Raw genomic sequence first — 18,313 nt, 5'->3', positions numbered from 1 at the left:
GTTCTCGGCCCTGTTGTTCAGATACCGCGACCGCCGGTGGGCCACCGACGGCACGAGCTCGCGGTGCGCCACCTGGTAGCTGGCGAGCTTGTCGGTGACGATCACACGCGGCACGTACCGCAGGCCCTTGAGGAGTTTGCGCAAGAACTTCTTGGCGGCCAACGCGTTTCGGCGCGACTGCACCAAGACGTCGAGCACATTGCCGTGCTGGTCGACCGCGCGCCACAGGTACCGCTGTGCGCCGTTGATCTTCACAAACACCTCATCCAGGTGCCACTTATCGCCGGGGCGGGGGCGCCGCCGGCGCAGCTGGTTGGCGTAGGCCTGCCCGAACTTGGCGCACCACCGCCGGATCGTCTCGTAACTCACCGCGACACCGCGTAGCAGCATCAGCTCCTCGACCTCACGGAAGCTGAGCGGGAACCTGAAGTACAGCCACACGCGGTGGTTGATGATCTCGACCGGGTAGCGGTGGCCCTTGTACGACGGCGTTGCGGTGGTCACCCCACGAATCCTCCCAGGTCGCCCACACTCACCAACGTGACAGTGCCCTTCCCGCGCATCCACGGGTTCTTCATCGTCACCTCCGTCTACATGCTGGCCGAAAAAGCAAGCGACGTAATACTCGAGGACGCCCGACGCTGAAGACGGATTCCGTTATTCAGCGCGAGTCATCAAGATCGCCCGGTCGTCGCAAGTGGTTCTGGATCGCCAATCTGCTTGTCGCCCAAGGGGCCTAGAATCCTGCGGTGCTATGTTGGGCGCCACACCGCGTCCAGACCCAGCGACGACCACCCTCCCCCGGGGCGGGGCGAAACCGGCGCCGCGGCAGCTTGCATCTGATTTCCAGATCGACGGGCAGCATATCGCTAACATGCAACCGCCGATGATTTATTTGTCGGCTGCGGCTACCCGAAGGTGTCGAGTTGTTTTAGTGGTGGGTGTGATCGACGATGTGTGGCAGTCGCGGATCTGCGGCGCCGCATCGAAGAAACGCTGGGCAGTCTGCGGGTTGGGCAGCTGACCGTATCGTTGTCGATCACTGTGCGCTCAGCATATTTGGCACAAAATTCAGTTGCATGGCTGCTTTAGAGCTCGGCGGCTGTGACCGTGACCGACAGGGACCGGCGGCTTCAGTCGGCCGGGGGAATCGGGACTTGCGCCGCGCACCTACGGAGCTCGTCGTTTGCCCACCGGTGGCGTTTGTTGCCGGATGGGACGAGTTCTTCGTGTGGCGTCGGGAGACGCACCCCAGAAAAGAATCTGAGACTGAGTTGAGCCAGCGAAGCTGTTGGCTTCAGCCATCACAGACGGCACGGGTCTTGACAATTTCTCGTTGAAAGACCGGCGAGGGTTCAGCGTATAAGTGTTCGACTGATGTGCACGCGGTTTTCCGATGTAGCCTTTCGCCACCGGTATATAGTCCGATTGCGATCTGTCAGCTGCGGTCGTAGCGTGCGGGCAGATGCCTCTGGGTCACAAGGGTCGGCGCCGATGCAGAACTTTTCTTCGACAATTGTTGTCAGGCGTCTTCAATGCGCAGCAACTCGCCCGACGGTGTTCGCAGGCCGGCGGATAGATCACGGCACACATCCAAGAGCGTGCCTGAGAATATCGCGGTCAGCGCTTGTGCATCCATGCCGTCAACGGTCTTGCCGACCAACCACCACCGCAGGCCGCAAATCACGCGCACCCTCGTGGCCCGGCTCGACCGGTCCGCCGACCGACGTGGCGTGGGGGATCGTTGTCCTGCGGTCTCGGCTTTTTCACGTTGGGGGCGCGACCACCGATCCAGCGCGATCGAACACCAGCGACAACGAGGACAAACACCGAAAATGACCACCGGGCTCCACCTCATACGGGGTCCCATCACAAAGGGAGATCGCCGCTCATGTCGACATCTGTTAGCAAGCCGCTGAGCCAGCAAGGGCGCCCGCCATGCTCGCTGCCTCTGGCCGACGCGGACCTCTCGCTCGGAAATGCAAACTGGATCAAGGGCTTACAGGCTGAGACCGACTGGATCTGGACTGCCAATTTGAATCCTGTGGCCTTCCCCAACAACCTGGGACGTTACCTCCTGCACATCCCGGGGGTATTTGAGCAGCAGCTGAACTACTCCACCACCCTGACCTTCGACGAGCCGTCTTTTCGTAACGGTGTTCAGATGTCGGGCTTCGTCGACCGGGTGCAGCGCGAGCTGGTCATCAGCTACATCGCCCAAAGTCGGCGCTGCTGGTATTCGATGAGGCACCACGCGCTGCTGGGCTATTTGACCGCCAAAAAGCACGGCCTGTCCGATGCGACGTATGTCGATAAGTGGACGAACCTTCTTAACTTCCGCAATGCCGGCGATACCTACTCGGATGTGGAATTAGCCATCTTGGAGTTCGCCGAGGCGTTTGGCAGCGACCCGAAGCGCTACACCGATGCGCAATACGCGAAGCTGCGCGCAGCCCTGCTCGAAGACAGCCAGGCGCGATACCCCACCGAGGGCAAGTGGATGCAGCAGCTCGACGCCGCGCGCGCAGCGCGTCGGCTAGCGTTGGCGCGCGGAGAAACTGCCGACGAGATTGCGCGGTCTGCGGCCCGGGCCGCTGCTGACGTCGGCGACATCATGTCGGCCGATCTCAGCAGACGCACGGTAGATGCCCAGGTCGTGGAGCTCGCTTTTGTGTGCCTGCAGTTTGTCGCCCTGGCCGATGTGCTGACGTCACTGAATGTGCCCGACGAGGATCACTTCGCCGAGGCCTTAGAACAGACGGTGCCCGCAGAAGTGGTCGCCTTCGTCAATGATCTGTGCGCCAAAGGCGGTGCCGGGCTCGGTGAGCTCCTTCCCGCTAGGGTCAGGCCGCCGGTCGAGGACATCTTGGCGGGGAAGTTTACCGTCGCTCCGGTGGAGTTGAAGGCCCGTTCCCCGCGGCTTTTGCTGCAATCCTACGAGCTGACCGTCAACGACGAGAGCCCGGACAAAGGCCTAGCGGTCGGTGGCATCCAGACGGGCGTTTATGGGTGGGGCTTTGGGGCCCATGCACCGGGAACCCTGGCGTTTTGCCTGGAACTCCACCAGGAGTTGGCCCGATACGAGGCGCCGTATTCGTTGCCGCTGCTGTTCAATGAGGACGAGTGGCGCAACGGCAGCCAAACGTCTGGATACGTGTCACGGCTACTCAAAGAGCTTGTCCACCAGAAGGTTTACCAGAGTGTCCGCAGCCGATATGAGCTCAACAGCCATACCCTGTTCCTTTTCAACAGCTACCTTGACCTCTATGGTGTTGGGCGCCAACCGCGGCCAGAGATGACAAGGCAAGAGGAAGACGTCGCGCGCGCTGAGGCGTTGCGGCGGGCCGAACTGGCCGCACTGTATACCTTGGATCACGAATCAGCGCCACCGGGAACATTCAGCGATCTGGAAACCGCCGCGTTGAGTTGGGTGCAGTTTGTCTTGACCCAGCCGCACAACGCGTACCGGCAAGAGGCGCGGCTCCGCGCAGAATTGGACAAAGACAACGAGTACGAGATCGCTGCGGGATTGCGGAAACTCGATACCACCGGGGGGATCGATGCAGTCGCGGCGCGGCGCCGGCTGGTCGATCATCAGATCGCGGAATTGGTGATGATCATCGGCCACACCGATGGGCTGGGCCGCGCCGCGACGATCCTGCAGTTCGAGACCGAGGGCCCGGTACAAGTCATCGAGGGAACGCTGAATTCCAGCACTCGCGGGATCAAGCCGACGCTTAACGACCGCGGAGAAGCCATTCTGACAGGTTATTTCAACGACCGTCTCGGGATTTTCCAGTTAGGCGCCGCGGCCGGCGTGACCGACAAGACGTACACAATGAACGAGCTCCTGGCGAATCCGGCGTTGAATGCCCAAGTGCAGCAACGGCTGGACGCCGGTGAAACCGGGTTCCACATCTCCGCCAGCGACGCGGCGAAGACCAGTGAGTTCTGAAGTGGTACAACGACACTGGACATCCTTCTTCGAATTGGTGGGCCGAATCGGCCGGTGTGGTCGGCGTCGCGGTGGTCTATCTTTGACGTTCTCCGGGCACCCCGGAATGCGCCGACCCGTCAAGGGTTGGTTGAGCCCGGTTGTTGAGCTGGAGGGTCAGTCATGAGATTTCGAGAGCACTCAGGAAGCGGTGATGTCGTAGCAGTTACTGGCGTCAACACGGCGTCATTCGCCCTTCTGACCACGCCGGCAGCCAACGACGGGCTGCTCGGCTTCGCTGTTGAGCGCAATGATCCGGTCGAGAACGAAAAATTCTTCATGCCCGGGTACAAGGTCTTCAAATCGGTGATGCCGAATCCGCCGCAAAACGTTCATGTCAGCACCGATGAGCAACCGGTGCAGAGTTTCCTGTGGGACGATTTCACCCTGAAACCCGACCGCGACTACACCTACAGCTTCTATCCGCTTAAAGGCAGCCCGGGAAACCTCGATCGGTCCACAGCCCCGCTGACGGTCACGATCCATAGCGAGCCGCTATTGACCGACTCCGAGCACGACGTCTTTTTCAACAGGGGTGTGGCGGCCAGCCAAGCCTACGAACGCCGGTTCGGGTCGACACCCATCGACAAGCTCGACGACGCGACCAGGGCTGAAGCGATCCAATGGCTTAGCCGCGACCTCGGCGAGATGCTGCTGGAATTCATCAAGAGGGCCGAACCCGGGGACCGGTTGCTCGGCTGCTTTTATGAATTCAGTTATCCTCCCGCCACCGACGCGCTCTTGGACGCGCTTGGGCGCGGAGTTGACGTGCAGATCATCGTCGATCTGAAAGACAACGCGGCGAAGTTTCCGCGTAACGAAAACCTTGACGAGCTCAAGCGCAGCGGGTTCCCCGCGCAAAACTATACGGCCCGCACAGCGCGGCCGAACACCATCGCGCACAACAAATTCATGGTTCTCATCCGCGGTGGCCAGCCGGTGCAGGTGTGGACTGGCTCGACCAACCTCACGCTCGGCGGTGTGGCCGGACAGACCAATGTCGGGCACTGGCTGCGCAATCCCGCGGTCGCCCAAAAGTATGCCGACTACTGGGACCTGCTGAAAACCGACCCCGGCGCAACCGCCGACGACTCGGCTGCGGAGAAAAAGGAGAAAAACGCCACCTTCCAAGCTGCCGTCGAACAACTCTCGGAGGCGCCGGCAGACCTGCACGACCTGCCCGAAGGCACCACGGCGTTGCTTTCGCCGAGACCCACCGCGTCGTTGCTCACCAGTTATGCGCAACTGCTGGACACAGCGGAACACCAGGATGCATCACCCTGGCCTTAGGAATCGCCGACGTGTTCAAGACGCTGCTGACCGACAACACCGACCGCAGTGCGTTGATCTTTGCGCTGCTTGAGCGTCAAGACGAGCCCAACCCGCGCAGTCACAAGCCCTTCATTCGGATCAACTCCACCAACAATGTCTGCGAGGCATGGGGCAGCTACATTGAAGAGCCCGTGTACCAATGGGTGCGCGAAACCACCACAGGCGCACTGGGCCTCAATGCCCACGTCCACTACGTGCACTCGAAATTTATGCTGGTAGACCCGCTAGGTGATGACCCCATCGTCGTCACCGGGTCGGCGAACTTCAGCGACGCGTCGACGCGGGCCAACGATGAAAACATGCTGGCGATCCGGGGCAACTACCGCGCGGCAGATATTTACTTCACGGAGTTCAATCGTCTGTTCAACCATTACTACTTCCGCAGCGTCATGGAAGCCCGCCACGGGCACGATAGCGATCAGGGTGCCAGCCTCTTTCTTGACGAGACCCCTGATTGGCAACAGAAATACACCGTTGGCAAGATACGGCGTAAGCGTCTTGACGTGTTCGACGACACCTACATTCCCGTTCCGCCAATAACCAAGGCGCGGGCCATGTCTTAGGGCTGGGCGGCGAAGTATTGAAGGTCACGGGAAAAGATGAAGCTGAATGATGCTGCGCCACTGATCTTTACGCCGCTGTCATCATCGCCGCGCATATACGCCCGTTGGCATACCAGTTCGCGGGTCACCACGCTGCCCGCGGGCGACAGTTGAAGGTCGGCCAGTGGGGCAGAAGGCGGTGTGGAGGTGTGCATCCACATCGCGGCATAGTCTGGTGTGGCGACGGCGATCACCTGATCGCATCCGCGCTCATGAACGGTAGGGGCCGCGGCGTGTGCCGAGGCGCGCAGCGCTGCGGGGAAACCCGCGTCTGGCGCCGCCGGGGTGATGAACGCGACGCGGGTTTGGCCGTCTTGCCAATCGATCGGAGTGTCGAACAGATACCAGGTTGTGTCGGCGTCGTCAGCAGGGTTGTCTTCGATGCTTACCGGGAAGGTCGCGGTCGATCGGTCCATATCGAACACCGACCAGTGCGCATGCGTGTACATCCGGCGCGACAGCGACGATGTGCGTTTGGCGTCATAGATCTCGCGCGAGGCGTAGGCGACGATGGCGATTTCATCGGGGTATCCCTTGGGTGGATCGGGGTGGTCGAGCACGGCCGGCGCGTAGGCGGCCAGGCCGAGCGGCGCCTGCATCAACGGTGTTCCGGGCATGAAGGTGTGGCCGAGCTCATCGAAAAACTGTGCCTGGGAAAGGCGTTGGGCTCGGTGGCCTCGAAATACACAGACACCGTCCGGTGGGGTCGGAAGCGCTAGCGGGCTGACGGGCATGGCGGTTTCTCCTGACGTCGCGCGGGCGGTGACCGCCTTTTCTGTGCTAGCGATCGAGGGCTTTCCAATGCGTTGTCCATCCCGTAGTGAGCGCCGTATCAAGGACTGCCAGCAGGTCGGGCAACGTGTTGTCGGCTGGCGGGGTGGCGATGACAGATTGAGCGGCGGCATGAATCGTGTCGACGAGCGTGGAGTCGTTGAGGACGGCGCACAGAAAGCCCGCTTGCAGCAGCGCATGAATGCGCCGCACGCCCTCGAAGGTCGGCTCATCCTCGGCGGGCAGCTGCGGGTCGGATGCGAGGACACCACCGACAGCGACCAGGTGTGCGGTGCTGCTTGTGCTGAAGATCCCGAATACCTGTTGGCGGCCCAGGTCGAACGCTCCCTGTGCGGGGATCCCTCCAGACCACAGGATGCGGATGCCCAATTGTTTTGCGTAGCTGTGCAGTTCGCCGATCTGGGCCAGGGTGAACACCCCGTTGGGGGTCTGTGATGAGTGCAGCAGCGTTCGCGTGCTCCACCGGGCCTCGGGGTCGATGCGAGGTAGTATGCGGTCCGGACAATCGACAAGCACCACGCGGGTGCCGTGGGCGGCGACCATGTCCAGCCAGATCCGTAACGCGTTGGCGGCTGCATCGCTGAGAATGATCTCGGTGTCCGACACGAAGGGGGTGTCGGCGTAAAACGCCGGGATCGCGGTGAGGCCGGTGACCCAGTTCTGCACCGCGGCGACGACGTTGGTCTGCTCAGCGAAGGTCAGCGGCGTCAGCCCGTACTTGGCTCCCGCGAAACCATAATGTTGTGCGGCGGACATCTCAGCCCAGACCCCGACCGCGCCGGACATCTCGTCGTAGGTGTATCGCGGAGCAAGTTCCACACCGCATTGCGTCGCGTAGCCGAGTAGTTGATTCGCCTCATCGGGGGGCAGCACGTTGAGCACGCCTTGTACGCCCATGTGGGCGCGCGCGGCCGGGACCAGAGCACCGTCGACCGCGACCTGTGGTAGGTGAAGGTCCTTTGCGAGAGTTATCAGCTGCTTGATGAAATCGAAGTCGGCACTGTCGATTCGATCGTCGTACATCACGAGCAAACCCACGCGGTGCACGTCTGCGGGCCCCAGTTTGTGGTCTCGGCGCGCCGTGTCGATCGCGGCGACGACCTGCCGAACGGTATCCAACGCCGATGCGTCAGCGCCGGCAGGCACCACCAGTCGCACCAGCAGCGGGCGCGGTTTCCCGTCGGGAGTCTGCACGAAGGGTGAAAACAGCCGGGTCACCTCGGCGGCGATGGCATCAACACCTTTGCTCTGCTTGCCGGCCACCTCGACTTCAGGGAACGGGAGGTCATTGCGTGCGCTGACTCGGATACTGACGTTGGTGGTGTTGTAAACCCGGCCCGCCGATGCCGCGATGATCGCCGCGTATTGGTCGGGCCCGATCGGTGCCTCGCCGCCGCTGGTCATCCGTTCGCCGTCGACGATCACCCCGACGACATCGGGAGCGCTGGTGTCGGCGGCGGTGCTCTTGGCCGACGCGTCGGCGGCGCGCACGATTTCTGCGACGCCGGTGCCCACGTCGCTGACACCCAGGATCGGGCCGAACCGCTCGGCGTCGTAGTGTTCCAGCGGTCGAAGGCGATCGGCGTTCATTGCGGTGGCCTCAGTCGGACGCTGGAGCGTCGAAGATGAGCCAGTCGGCGTTTTCCACCTCGGCTCCCGCGGAGTTGTAGCTTTTCGGGATGGCGCTATTGAGATGGTCCAGGTAGGGCAGCAGTGGGCGCTGCGGGGGCAGGTCTTCCTCTCGTGCGTCGAGTAGTTCGTTGCGCTCCCAACCCATTTCCTTCATGTAGCGGGCGAAGCCGAACCCGTCAAAGAAGTAGTCCTCGGACTTGACCATGCCCATGTACCATATGCTTGGCGCACCGCCGGGATTAGGCTTAATGATGGCCTCGGCGCGCAGTTGCTCGAGCAGCTGTAGGCCTTTCTGGTCACCCTGGAGGTGTTGTTCGAGCTCGTCTGCTTTGCCCATCTTCAGGCGTGGTGTCACGAGCAGGACGGGTTTGTGTTCCTGGCGTGCCAATGCGATCTCGTGAACTGTGCCGACGCTGTAGGTGTTGGTCGGGCAATACGCGATGATGAAATTGGCCAGATCGGTCATGCGCAGGTCCATATGCACCGTCGGCCAAAACTTCTCGGAGATCTGGGCCCGTTTTATCCGGCCCGCGGGTGTGTCGTCATAGGTCCAGTCTGCTCGAAGTTGGGTGCTGAACTCGTCTTCTTTGCCGTAGTGCCGCATGCCGGCAACGTCTGGTTTATTCCACGGGTCTTCGACCTTGACGCCTCTGGCCTTCAGAAATTGCGAGATACGAGTCCGCCAGCCGGTTTTAGCCTCTTGGTTACGATCGGCGACGAAGTCCATCGGGCCAGACAGATAGACGGTCGTTTTGCCGAGGATGTTTCCTTCCTCTGCAAGTTTCTTGGAGCGGTCGCTCAGCGATTCGTCTATGATCGTCATGTCGATTCCCCAGGTCACAGATGCTGATGCTCGCGGGTGGTTGGCCCCGTACTTGTTGAGGACCATACACACGTCGAGTCGCCAATTGGTCCAATTGACTAGAGCGTCATCATGCGGCTGGGCCCGAAAGGCTACAAGGTTGGGTTACGAATGCCGACTGCCGCCAAGTCGGCGTGCCGGCGCTGTTGTGGCACGCATTTGCGCATCGATCCATCAATGCGCCGACCGAGTGGCCAGGCGGTTTGTCGAGCAACCAACACAGCTTGAGGGTGCAAACGCCCAGGTGGTCGAGTCAGCATCGAGCACGTCGACACCTTCTGAGTGGCGCCACTAGGTCGAAGTGATCTAGACCGGGTCGTGAGGGCTGCGGTAATTTCAGCAAGGTGCCGATTAATCGTCGCAAGGTCTTGGGTGGGGCGGGCCTGGCCGCCGGCGCGGCCGCGACCGGTGTGGGCGTCGACCGGTTTGTCTCCGGCTACCGCACCGATAAGGAAGAGGCGCTGATCGACGATGCGACAAAGTTTGGTGATCCGCGCATACCCGCTGAGACGATCACGTCGAAATCGCACCTGTTCCATCTCGGTGCTCAGCCCTTAGCCACCTATGACGGTGGCTCGTTTCAGCAGGCGGACGAGGACGATTTTCCGATCCTCAAGGGGCAACAGGCCAGCGTCGTGTTGCTCACGTTGGTCCCCGGCGGTATCCGCGAGCCGCACTGGCATCCCAGCGCGTGGGAGATCAACATCGTCACCAAGGGAGTCGCGGCCTGGGCTCTCGTCGACGGAAACGGCAACCACGAGAGTTTCGACCAACATGTCGGCGACGTGGTATTCGCGCCGCAGGGTTCCTTCCACTACTTCGAGAACCGTGGCCCGGACGACATGAAAATCGTGATCATCCAGAACACCAGCACACCCGAATCCAAGGACAACATCGGCATAGGCGAGTCCCTCAGCATGCTTCCACCCCGGGTGTTGTCCGCCGTCTTCGGCGTTCCCGCAGAGACATTCAAGCCGTTCAAAAAGTTCGACAACGCGATCGTCATCCTGCGTTCCCACTAAGGAAGAGGCAATGACCGATGACGCGGCTCGCTTCGGTGATCCCCGCATCCCCTCGGAAACGATCACCTCGCAATCGCACCTGTTCCATCTCACCGCCGTGCCCCCGATCACTTATGACGGGGGTACACAACAGCAGGCGCACGAAGACAATTTCCCGATACTCAAAGGTCAAGAGGCCAGCATCCAGCTGATCACGTTGCAGCCCGGGGGTATTCGCGAACCGCACTGGCATCCCAGCGCGTGGGAGCTCAACCTGGTCACTAAGGGAGTCGCCAGCTGGGTCCTCATCGACGGGAACGGCAACCACGAAAGTTTCGACGCCCACGTCGACGACCTCGTGTTCGCACCCCAGGGTTCCTTTCACTACTTCGAGAACCACGGCACCGAAGACCTGGACGTGCTGATCATCCAGAACACCAGTGCACCTGAGGACAAAGACAACATCGGCATCGGCGAGTCCTTGAGTCAGCTTCCGCCCCCGGTGTTGGCCGCCGTCTTCGGCGTTCCCCCAGGGACATTCACCTCCTTGAAAAAGATCGACAAGGCGATCACCATCCTGCGATCGCACTAATCAGAATTTGGCGCCAAGTCCCGCGATCAGGTTGATCGTGACCGCCAGGACGACGGCACCCAGTAGGTAGGAGAGGATCGCGTGGCGCAGCACCGTCGCCCTGATGGATGTCAACCCGATCTCGGTGTCTGACACCTGGTAGGTCATGCCGACGGTGTAGGCGAGATAGGCGAAATCCCGAAAGCAGGGCGACTCCGGGTCGTGGAAATCGATACCGCCCGGGTCGTCGGAGTAATAGAGCCGCGCATAGCGCACGGTGAAAAGAGTGTGCACCGAAAACCAGGACGCCCCTACGGTCAGGAGACCGACGACGGCGGCTTCGATGGCCCCGTTGCCGGAATGCGATCCCGCGACCACCACGTAACCGACACCACCCAGGCTCGCGATGCTTGCCGACAGGATGACCGCGTCGGCAACCCACCGAGTCGGATCCTCCCGCGTCACCCATCTGCAAGTTTGCTCCGCGTCCATTCTGCCCAGGATGAATTGCGTCCACAGGACATACACCGCGGCGGTAGTAACCCAGCCGGCAAGCGCAAATCGCCAACCGACCGTGTTGGCCACCGCGAGAGCGACGGCGACACCGAGCGCCACGGAGACCAATATCCGAACCGCGACGGTGTCGCGGAATAACTTCGCCGAGGAATTCACAATCCCGACCTAACCATCAGCACGGGTCGTCCGCTGACCTGAGTGCCGGGGGCGGCGCGAGGAGAGGCCGGGCCGGTCGGCATAGGCTGGCGCTCGTGGACTTTCGGGTATTCGTTGAACCGCAGCAAGGCGCCAGCTACTCCGACCAGCTAGCCGTTGCGCAGACCGCCGAAGCGTTGGGGTTTTCCGCGTTCTTCCGGTCCGACCATTACCTAGCGATGAGCGGCGACGGACTGCCCGGACCGACCGACTCCTGGGTGACATTGGGCGCCATCGCCCGCGAGACGTCGTCGATCCGGTTGGGCACAATGGTTACCTCGGCAACGTTCCGCCATCCCGGCCCGTTGGCCATCTCGGTAGCCCAGGTCGACGAAATGAGCAACGGGCGAGTCGAATTCGGCATCGGCACCGGCTGGTTCGAACGCGAGCACGTGGCCTATGCGATCCCCTTCCCACCGCTGCGCGAGCGATTCGCCCGGCTCACCGAGCAGCTGGAAATGATCACCGGACTGTGGACCGCGCCGGTCGGTGAATCATTCGACTACGCGGGTGCACACTACGCGATCAACGACTCGCCGGCCCTGCCGAAGCCGGTGCAACGGCCCCATCCACCGATCATCATCGGCGGGACGGGCGCAAACCGGACGCCGGCGCTGGCCGCGACGTTCGCCGACGAGTTCAACGTGCCGTTCGCCTCGTTGGACACCATCAAGACGCAATTCGAGCGGGTCCGCGAAGCGGTCGATGCGGTCGGCCGGCCCGCCGATTCCATGACGTATTCCGCGGCGTTCGTGGTGTGCGCCGGACGCGACGACTCGGAGATCAGTCGCCGGGCCGCCGCGATCGGCCGCGAGGTCGACGAGCTGCGGTCCAATTCTCCGCTGGTGGGTACGCCGGGCGAGATTGTCGAGCAGCTTGGACCGTTCGCGGATATCGGTGTGCAGCGAGTATATCTGCAGCTGCTCGACCTGTCCGATCTCGAGCACCTGCGACTTTTCGCCGACAAGGTAAATCGGCAGCTCTGACGCCCGCGCCGCAAACCGACCGGTCCGCCGGATGTCAGTAGCATCGGGGTGTGACTGGTTACGGTCCTCCGGACGACCCGAGCAATCGGCCGACTCGGATGGCCGAATACGGCGCGGGCGAGTCGCCGCCGCCGAGTCCGGACGACTACCCGGATTACTCGCAGTCTGCTGAACCGGAACCGCCCGAACAGGAATCGCCGCCGGCCCCGTGGTATCGGAACCGGTCATTGCTGGCCGTCTGGGCCACGATGGTCGCCATCCTGATCGTGCTGATCATCTACGGCCTCATCCAGCTGTCCCACGGCACCGCCGGTGGCCCGTCGACGACCACACCGGAAACGACACCCACGCGGTCGTCGTCACCAACCCCGTCGACAACACCACCGTCGACGACGGCCACGCCACCGCCGTCGCCGTCCTCGTCGGAAGAGCAGGGGCCGCCGGCTGGGAACGCCCCGCCTCCTGCCCAGGCCCCGCCCCCGGAGCATCACCACCATATGCCGCACATTCCGTCGACGATCACGTTGCCGCACACCGTGATTACGCTGCCGCACGGTTTCTGAGGCGCGGCGGCTCAAGGCTCGGTCGCGGAGCGGCCGGAATGCACCGCTAGGATCGGCGCCCGTGACGGGTTATGGACCTCCAGACGACCCAAGTGAAGCGCCGACCGGCCAGTACAACTACAGCGACTACGGCGACGACGGGCAACAGCACCCCGAGCCTGGGTCGACCCCATGGCATCGCAAGCCCGCCGCTTTGATCGGTTTGGGAGTGCTAGCTGCCATCCTCGTCGCGCTGGTGATCTGGGGAATCCTCGAGCTGACCCACGGCGGCGGCTCCACGTCCCCCTCGACGTCGTCGACGACATCGGCCGTCACGACCACCCCGCCATCCTCTAGCACCGCAACGACCACCGCGCCGGTCGCCCCCGCTCCCACGACCACCCTGACCGAAGTGCCGACGACCAGCGCGGAGACGACCACGCCGCCGACCACCGCACCGCCGACGAGCACGAGCATCGACGATGGTCGCCACCATCATCACCACCACGACGGCGGCGGTATGCCGTAGCGGTCGAGCATCGGTACGATCTGTCAGTGTGGGGGGCGGCAGACCACCGTATGACGTCGACGGTTACTCCACGCGCGACGTGAATTTCGGCGCGACCGAATCGTTCGATGCGGTCGAGACTTCTTCACCCTGGTTCCTCAAAAAGTGGGTGCTGGCCCTGTGGGGCCTGGCGGTGCTGCTGCTGATCGCCATCATCGTCTACGGCCTGATCATCCTGGCCACCGGCAACGGCGGCAACGCACCGGCCACCACCCGGCCGTCGACAACCACGCCGTCATCAACCGCACCGGCCCGGACGACTACACCGTCATCGACCCTGCCGACCACGACGTCCCCTCCGCCCGAGACGACGACGTGGGAGCCCGAGCCACCCGTCACCACCTGGACGCAGCAGCAACGTCCTCGTCACCATTGGTGGAACGGCAACATCCCCCAAATTCCCGGGCTACCCCCGATTCACGTGCCGGGCTACAACCCGTAAACGTCTGGAAGCCGCAGTCGCCGCAGCCAGGTTAGGGCAGCCTTTGCTGCGGTCAGCACCAGAAAGATGTAACTATGAGCGGGCCTGGTGATTAAGTTACTGGCTAGTAACATGTAGTTAGTTACCGCTCAGTAACCTCGGAATTTGGGAGACGCTCCGTGGAAACGCAGACGCTGATCAGACTGGTAGTGGGTCTGGGCATGACGGCGATCATCGCCTTGTTCGCCCTTCGCCGGGTCTTGTGGCTGGTCAAACTCGTGCTTTCCGGCCAGCCGGCCTCTGGTCGCACCAACGACATCGGCACGCGGATCTGGACGCAGATCGCCGAGGTGTTCGGGCAGCGCCGGCTGCTGAAATGGTCCATTCCTGGGCTGGCCCACCTCTTCACCATGTGGGGCTTCTTCATTCTGATCACGGTCTACATCGAGGCCTACGGCACCTTGTTCCAGCCCAATTTCCACATCCCGATCGTCGGCCGGTGGGACGCGCTGGGCTTCCTGCAGGACTTCATCGCCCTTGGGGTGTTAGCCGGCATCACCACGTTCGCCATCATCCGGTTGCGCTCCGAACCGAAGGAGTACGGCCGTTCGTCACGGTTCTACGGCTCACACACCGGCGGCGCCTGGCTGATCCTGTTCATGATCTTCATGGTCATCTTCAGCTACTCGATCTTCCGCGGTGCCGCCGTGAACACCGGGAACTTCCCGTACGGCAAGGGCGCATTCTTCTCGCACGCCATGGGCGCGCTCATGCACCCGCTGGGTCCGACTGCCAACGGGTGGATCGAGACGATCGCACTGCTGGCTCACATCGCTGTGGCGCTTATCTTCTTGCTGATCGTGCTGCACTCCAAGCACCTGCACATCTTCCTGGCGCCGATCAACGTCACGTTCAAGCGACTGCCCGACGGGTTGGGCCAGCTGCTGCCGGTCGAGGCCCACGGCAAGCCGATCGACTTCGAAAACCCGCCCGACGACGCGGAATTCGGCCGCGGCAAGATCGAGGACTTCACCTGGAAGGGGATGCTCGACTTCGCCACCTGCACCGAATGCGGGCGTTGTCAGTCGCAATGCCCGGCCTGGAATACCGGCAAGCCCCTTTCGCCCAAGCTCGTCATCATGGACCTGCGCGACCACTGGATGGCCAAGGCGCCCTACCTACTTGGCGAGAAGACCGCTGAGCCGCTCGAGGGACTCGACCTCGAGACGGTCAAGGAAGAGGGCCACCATGTGCCGGAGTCCGGGTTCGGCCGGGTGCCCGGGCACGGGCCCGAGCAGGTCGCCCGCCCGCTGGTCGGCACTGCCGAACAGGGCGGGGTGATCGACCCCGACGTGCTGTGGTCCTGCGTGAACTGTGGTGCCTGCGTCGAGCAGTGCCCGGTGGACATCGAACACATCGACCACATCGTCGACATGCGCCGCTACCAGGTGATGATGGAGTCCGAGTTCCCCTCCGAGCTGTCGGTGCTGTTCAAAAACCTTGAGACCAAAGCCAACCCGTGGGGCCAGAACGCCTCCGACCGGACCAACTGGATCAGCGAGGTCGACTTCGATGTGCCGGTCTATGGCGAAGACGTCGACAGCTTCGACGGTTATGAGTACCTGTTCTGGGTCGGCTGCGCCGGCGCCTACGACGACAAGGCCAAGAAAACCACCAAGGCGGTCGCCGAACTGCTGGCCACCGCGGGGGTGAAGTATTTGGTGCTGGGCACCGGCGAAACCTGCAACGGCGACTCGGCTCGTCGTTCGGGTAACGAGTTCTTGTTCCAGCAGCTTGCGCAGCAGGCCGTCGAGACATTGGACGGACTGTTCGAAGGCGTGGAGACCGTCGACCGCAAGATCGTGGTCACCTGCCCGCACTGCTTCAACACCCTCGGCCGCGAATATCGTCAGCTGGGCGCCAATTACACTGTGCTGCACCACACTCAGCTGCTCAACCGGCTGGTGCGCGACAAGAAGCTGGTTCCGGTGAGCCCGGTCTCCGAAGACATCACCTATCACGACCCGTGCTTCCTGGGCCGGCACAACAAGGTCTACGAAGCGCCGCGTGAGTTGATCAACGCCTCGGGCGCAAAGCTGGCCGAAATGCCGCGTCACGCCGACCGCAGCTTCTGCTGCGGCGCCGGCGGCGCGCGGATGTGGATGGAAGAGCACATCGGCAAGCGGATCAACCACGAACGCGTCGACGAGGCGCTGGCTACCGGCGCGACCACCGTGGCCACCGCATGCCCGTTCTGCCGGGTGATGGTCACCGATGGCGTCAACGACCGTCAGGAAGCCGCCGGACGCGAGGGCGTCGACGTGCGCGACGTGGCGCAGCTGCTGCTCGAGTCGCTCGACCGCAGCACTATCACGCTGCCGGAGAAGGGCACCGCGGCCAGGAAGGCCGCCGAGTATGCCGAAAAGGCTGCTCCCGCGCCCCAGGCTGAGGCGACAACCGCGACCGCCCCGGCGAAGGAAACTACCGAACCGGAAGCCGCCGCACCGACAGCAGCGGCGGCACCGGCACCGGAGAAGGCCGCCAAGGCCGTCACCGGATTGGGCATCTCCGGCGGCGCCAAACGGCCGGGGGCCAAAAAGGCCGCAGCGCCAACGCAATCCGCATCGAAGCAGCCCACCGAAGAAGTCCCGGCAGCCAAGGCTCCTGCCGCGCCGGTCAAGGGTCTGGGCATCGCCGGCGGCGCCAAACGACCGGGTGCCAAAAAGGCCGCAGCGCCAACCCAATCCGCGCCTGCGCCACAGCCTGAAGCGAAAGCCGAACCCGCGGCGGCTCCGGAAGCCAAGGCGCCGGCCCCCCCCGTCAAGGGTCTGGGCATCGCGGCTGGGGCCAAACGGCCCGGTGCCAAAAAGGCCACTCCCGCTGCACAACCCGCGGCGCCGGCGGCGGAGCCGGAAGCAAAGCCCGAGCCGCAAGCAGCCAGCGAACCGCAGCCTGCAGGTCAGGATGGCGAGACCAATGCGCCAGCGGCGCCGGTTAAAGGATTGGGCATCGCCAGGGGTGCCCGTCCACCCGGAAAGCGCTGATCAGACCGCTGCGTGCATTAATTATTAGACAGCCATGGCACCATAGTTGAGTGACTACGCATCAGCTGCCCTGGCATACCACGGGTCATCAGCCGCGGCAGCGCACGTTCGCGCAGTCTTCGAAGCTGCAGGATGTGCTCTATGAGATCCGCGGTCCGGTGCACGATCACGCGGCGCGGCTGGAGTCCGAAGGGCACCGCATCCTCAAGCTGAACATCGGCAACCCCGCGCCGTTCGGCTTCGAAGCACCCGACGTGATCATGCGTGACATGATCCAGGCGCTGCCGTACGCGCAGGGCTACTCGGACTCCAAGGGCATCCTGTCGGCGCGGCGCGCGGTTGTCACCCGCTACGAACTCGTCGAGGGCTTCCCACGATTCGACGTCGACGACGTGTATCTGGGCAACGGGGTCTCGGAGCTGATCACGTTGACGCTGCAGGCGCTGCTGGACAACGGGGATCAGGTCTTGATCCCGGCGCCCGACTATCCGCTGTGGACGGCGTCGACCTCGCTTGCCGGCGGCACACCGGTGCATTACCTGTGCGACGAAACACAAGGCTGGCAGCCGGATATCGCCGACCTGGAGTCGAAGATCACCGAGCGCACCAAGGCGTTGGTCGTCATCAACCCCAACAATCCAACCGGCGCGGTCTACGGTCGCGAAATACTCTCGCAGATAGCCGATCTGGCGCGCAAACACCAGCTACTGTTGCTCGCCGACGAGATCTACGACAAGATTCTCTACGACGATGCCAAGCACATCGGCATGGCCTCGGTCGCACCAGACGTGTTGTGCCTGACCTTCAATGGTCTGTCCAAGGCCTATCGCGTTGCGGGATACCGCGCCGGCTGGCTGGCGATCACCGGGCCCAAGGACCACGCCAGCAGTTTCATCGAAGGCATTCACCTGCTCGCGAATATGCGGTTGTGCCCGAATGTGCCTGCGCAGCACGCGATCCAGGTCGCCCTCGGCGGTCACCAAAGCATCGACGACCTCGTGCTGCCGGGCGGACGACTGATCGAACAACGCGACGTGGCCTGGTCCAAACTCAACGAGATCCCCGGGGTGTCGTGCGTCAAACCCGCTGGTGCGCTTTATACGTTCCCGCGGCTGGATCCCGAGGTGCACGAGATCGAGGACGACGAGCAACTCGTCCTGGATCTGCTGTTGTCGGAGAAAATCCTGGTCACTCAGGGCACCGGATTCAATTGGCCGGCACCGGATCACCTGCGGATCGTGACGCTGCCGTGGTC

General features: G+C 62.9%; 16 protein-coding genes and 1 pseudogene. 11 read left to right on the top strand and 6 right to left on the bottom strand.

Annotated elements, in window-relative coordinates:
• Nucleotides 1–504: IS6 family transposase (locus tag VKI00_RS19885; RefSeq protein WP_324440428.1), on the bottom strand; the 504-nt coding region annotated here is incomplete at its 3' end.
• A gap of 1,018 nt (nucleotides 505–1,522) precedes the next feature.
• Nucleotides 1,523–1,663 carry a hypothetical protein gene (locus VKI00_RS19880; protein WP_324440426.1) on the bottom strand — a complete coding sequence of 47 codons (141 nt, stop codon included), beginning with the start codon at nucleotides 1,661–1,663 and terminating at the stop codon, nucleotides 1,523–1,525.
• 372 nt (nucleotides 1,664–2,035) lie between these two features.
• On the opposite strand from VKI00_RS19880, the gene VKI00_RS19875 reads away from it, so the two are divergent.
• From VKI00_RS19875 to VKI00_RS19865, 3 genes are all read left to right on the top strand, one after another.
• Nucleotides 2,036–3,955, top strand: a complete 1,920-nt coding sequence (locus VKI00_RS19875; RefSeq protein WP_324440424.1) for a hypothetical protein — start codon at nucleotides 2,036–2,038, stop codon at nucleotides 3,953–3,955.
• A gap of 162 nt (nucleotides 3,956–4,117) precedes the next feature.
• On the top strand, nucleotides 4,118–5,284 hold the full coding sequence (locus VKI00_RS19870; RefSeq protein ID WP_324440421.1) for a phospholipase D-like domain-containing protein: 1,167 nt from the start codon (nucleotides 4,118–4,120) through the stop codon (nucleotides 5,282–5,284).
• Nucleotides 5,285–5,295: 11 nt separating this feature from the next.
• On the top strand, nucleotides 5,296–5,889 hold the full coding sequence (locus VKI00_RS19865; protein ID WP_324440419.1) for a phospholipase D-like domain-containing protein: 594 nt from the start codon (nucleotides 5,296–5,298) through the stop codon (nucleotides 5,887–5,889).
• Here VKI00_RS19865 and VKI00_RS19860 read toward each other — a convergent pair.
• Genes VKI00_RS19860 through VKI00_RS19850 form a run of 3 tightly spaced genes read right to left on the bottom strand, consistent with a single transcriptional unit; the run spans nucleotide 5,886 to nucleotide 9,175 of the window.
• Nucleotides 5,886–6,662, bottom strand: a complete 777-nt coding sequence (locus tag VKI00_RS19860; RefSeq protein ID WP_324440417.1) for a hypothetical protein — start codon at nucleotides 6,660–6,662, stop codon at nucleotides 5,886–5,888. The two genes, VKI00_RS19865 and VKI00_RS19860, sit on opposite strands and share 4 nt — an antisense overlap.
• Before the next feature lie 46 nt (nucleotides 6,663–6,708).
• Entirely contained in the window at nucleotides 6,709–8,310 is a 1,602-nt protein-coding gene (locus VKI00_RS19855) for a hypothetical protein (RefSeq protein WP_324440415.1), read from the bottom strand.
• 10 nt (nucleotides 8,311–8,320) lie between these two features.
• Nucleotides 8,321–9,175: a hypothetical protein gene (locus VKI00_RS19850; protein WP_324440414.1), complete on the bottom strand. Its 855-nt coding sequence runs from the start codon at nucleotides 9,173–9,175 to the stop codon at nucleotides 8,321–8,323.
• Nucleotides 9,176–9,558: 383 nt separating this feature from the next.
• Between VKI00_RS19850 and VKI00_RS19845 the strand changes: the two genes are divergently transcribed.
• Nucleotides 9,559–10,236: a cupin domain-containing protein gene (locus VKI00_RS19845; RefSeq protein WP_324440412.1), complete on the top strand. Its 678-nt coding sequence runs from the start codon at nucleotides 9,559–9,561 to the stop codon at nucleotides 10,234–10,236.
• Between the two features lie 10 nt (nucleotides 10,237–10,246).
• Nucleotides 10,247–10,807 (top strand): cupin domain-containing protein, encoded by a 561-nt coding sequence (locus VKI00_RS19840; protein WP_414687243.1) that lies wholly within the window; start codon nucleotides 10,247–10,249, stop codon nucleotides 10,805–10,807.
• Here VKI00_RS19840 and VKI00_RS19835 read toward each other — a convergent pair whose 3' ends face one another.
• Nucleotides 10,808–11,458, bottom strand: coding sequence for a DUF1345 domain-containing protein (locus tag VKI00_RS19835; protein WP_324440410.1), 651 nt, complete (start codon nucleotides 11,456–11,458; stop codon nucleotides 10,808–10,810).
• 95 nt (nucleotides 11,459–11,553) lie between these two features.
• Between VKI00_RS19835 and VKI00_RS19830 the strand changes: the two genes are divergently transcribed.
• The 6 genes and pseudogenes from VKI00_RS19830 to VKI00_RS19805 all read left to right on the top strand — a co-directional run.
• The gene (locus tag VKI00_RS19830; protein WP_324440408.1) at nucleotides 11,554–12,483 is read left to right on the top strand and encodes an LLM class F420-dependent oxidoreductase; all 930 of its coding nucleotides are present in this window, start codon (nucleotides 11,554–11,556) and stop codon (nucleotides 12,481–12,483) included.
• A 50-nt stretch (nucleotides 12,484–12,533) separates the two neighbouring features.
• On the top strand, nucleotides 12,534–13,046 hold the full coding sequence (locus VKI00_RS19825) for a hypothetical protein (protein WP_324440406.1): 513 nt from the start codon (nucleotides 12,534–12,536) through the stop codon (nucleotides 13,044–13,046).
• A gap of 61 nt (nucleotides 13,047–13,107) precedes the next feature.
• A complete protein-coding gene (locus tag VKI00_RS19820) occupies nucleotides 13,108–13,554 on the top strand; it encodes a hypothetical protein (protein ID WP_324440404.1) in 447 nt (148 codons plus the stop codon).
• A 28-nt stretch (nucleotides 13,555–13,582) separates the two neighbouring features.
• Nucleotides 13,583–14,035, top strand: a complete 453-nt coding sequence (locus VKI00_RS19815) for a hypothetical protein (RefSeq protein ID WP_324440402.1) — start codon at nucleotides 13,583–13,585, stop codon at nucleotides 14,033–14,035.
• A 158-nt stretch (nucleotides 14,036–14,193) separates the two neighbouring features.
• Nucleotides 14,194–17,058, top strand: coding sequence for a 4Fe-4S dicluster domain-containing protein (locus VKI00_RS19810; protein WP_324440400.1), 2,865 nt, complete (start codon nucleotides 14,194–14,196; stop codon nucleotides 17,056–17,058).
• Between the two features lie 42 nt (nucleotides 17,059–17,100).
• A pseudogene (locus VKI00_RS19805) lies at nucleotides 17,101–18,313 on the top strand (pyridoxal phosphate-dependent aminotransferase); the annotation flags it as partial.

The sequence above is a fragment of the Mycobacterium sp. genome, from assembly GCF_035314665.1.
GTDB lineage: Bacteria > Actinomycetota > Actinomycetes > Mycobacteriales > Mycobacteriaceae > Mycobacterium.
This window is presented reverse-complemented; position numbering and strand designations above follow the sequence as displayed.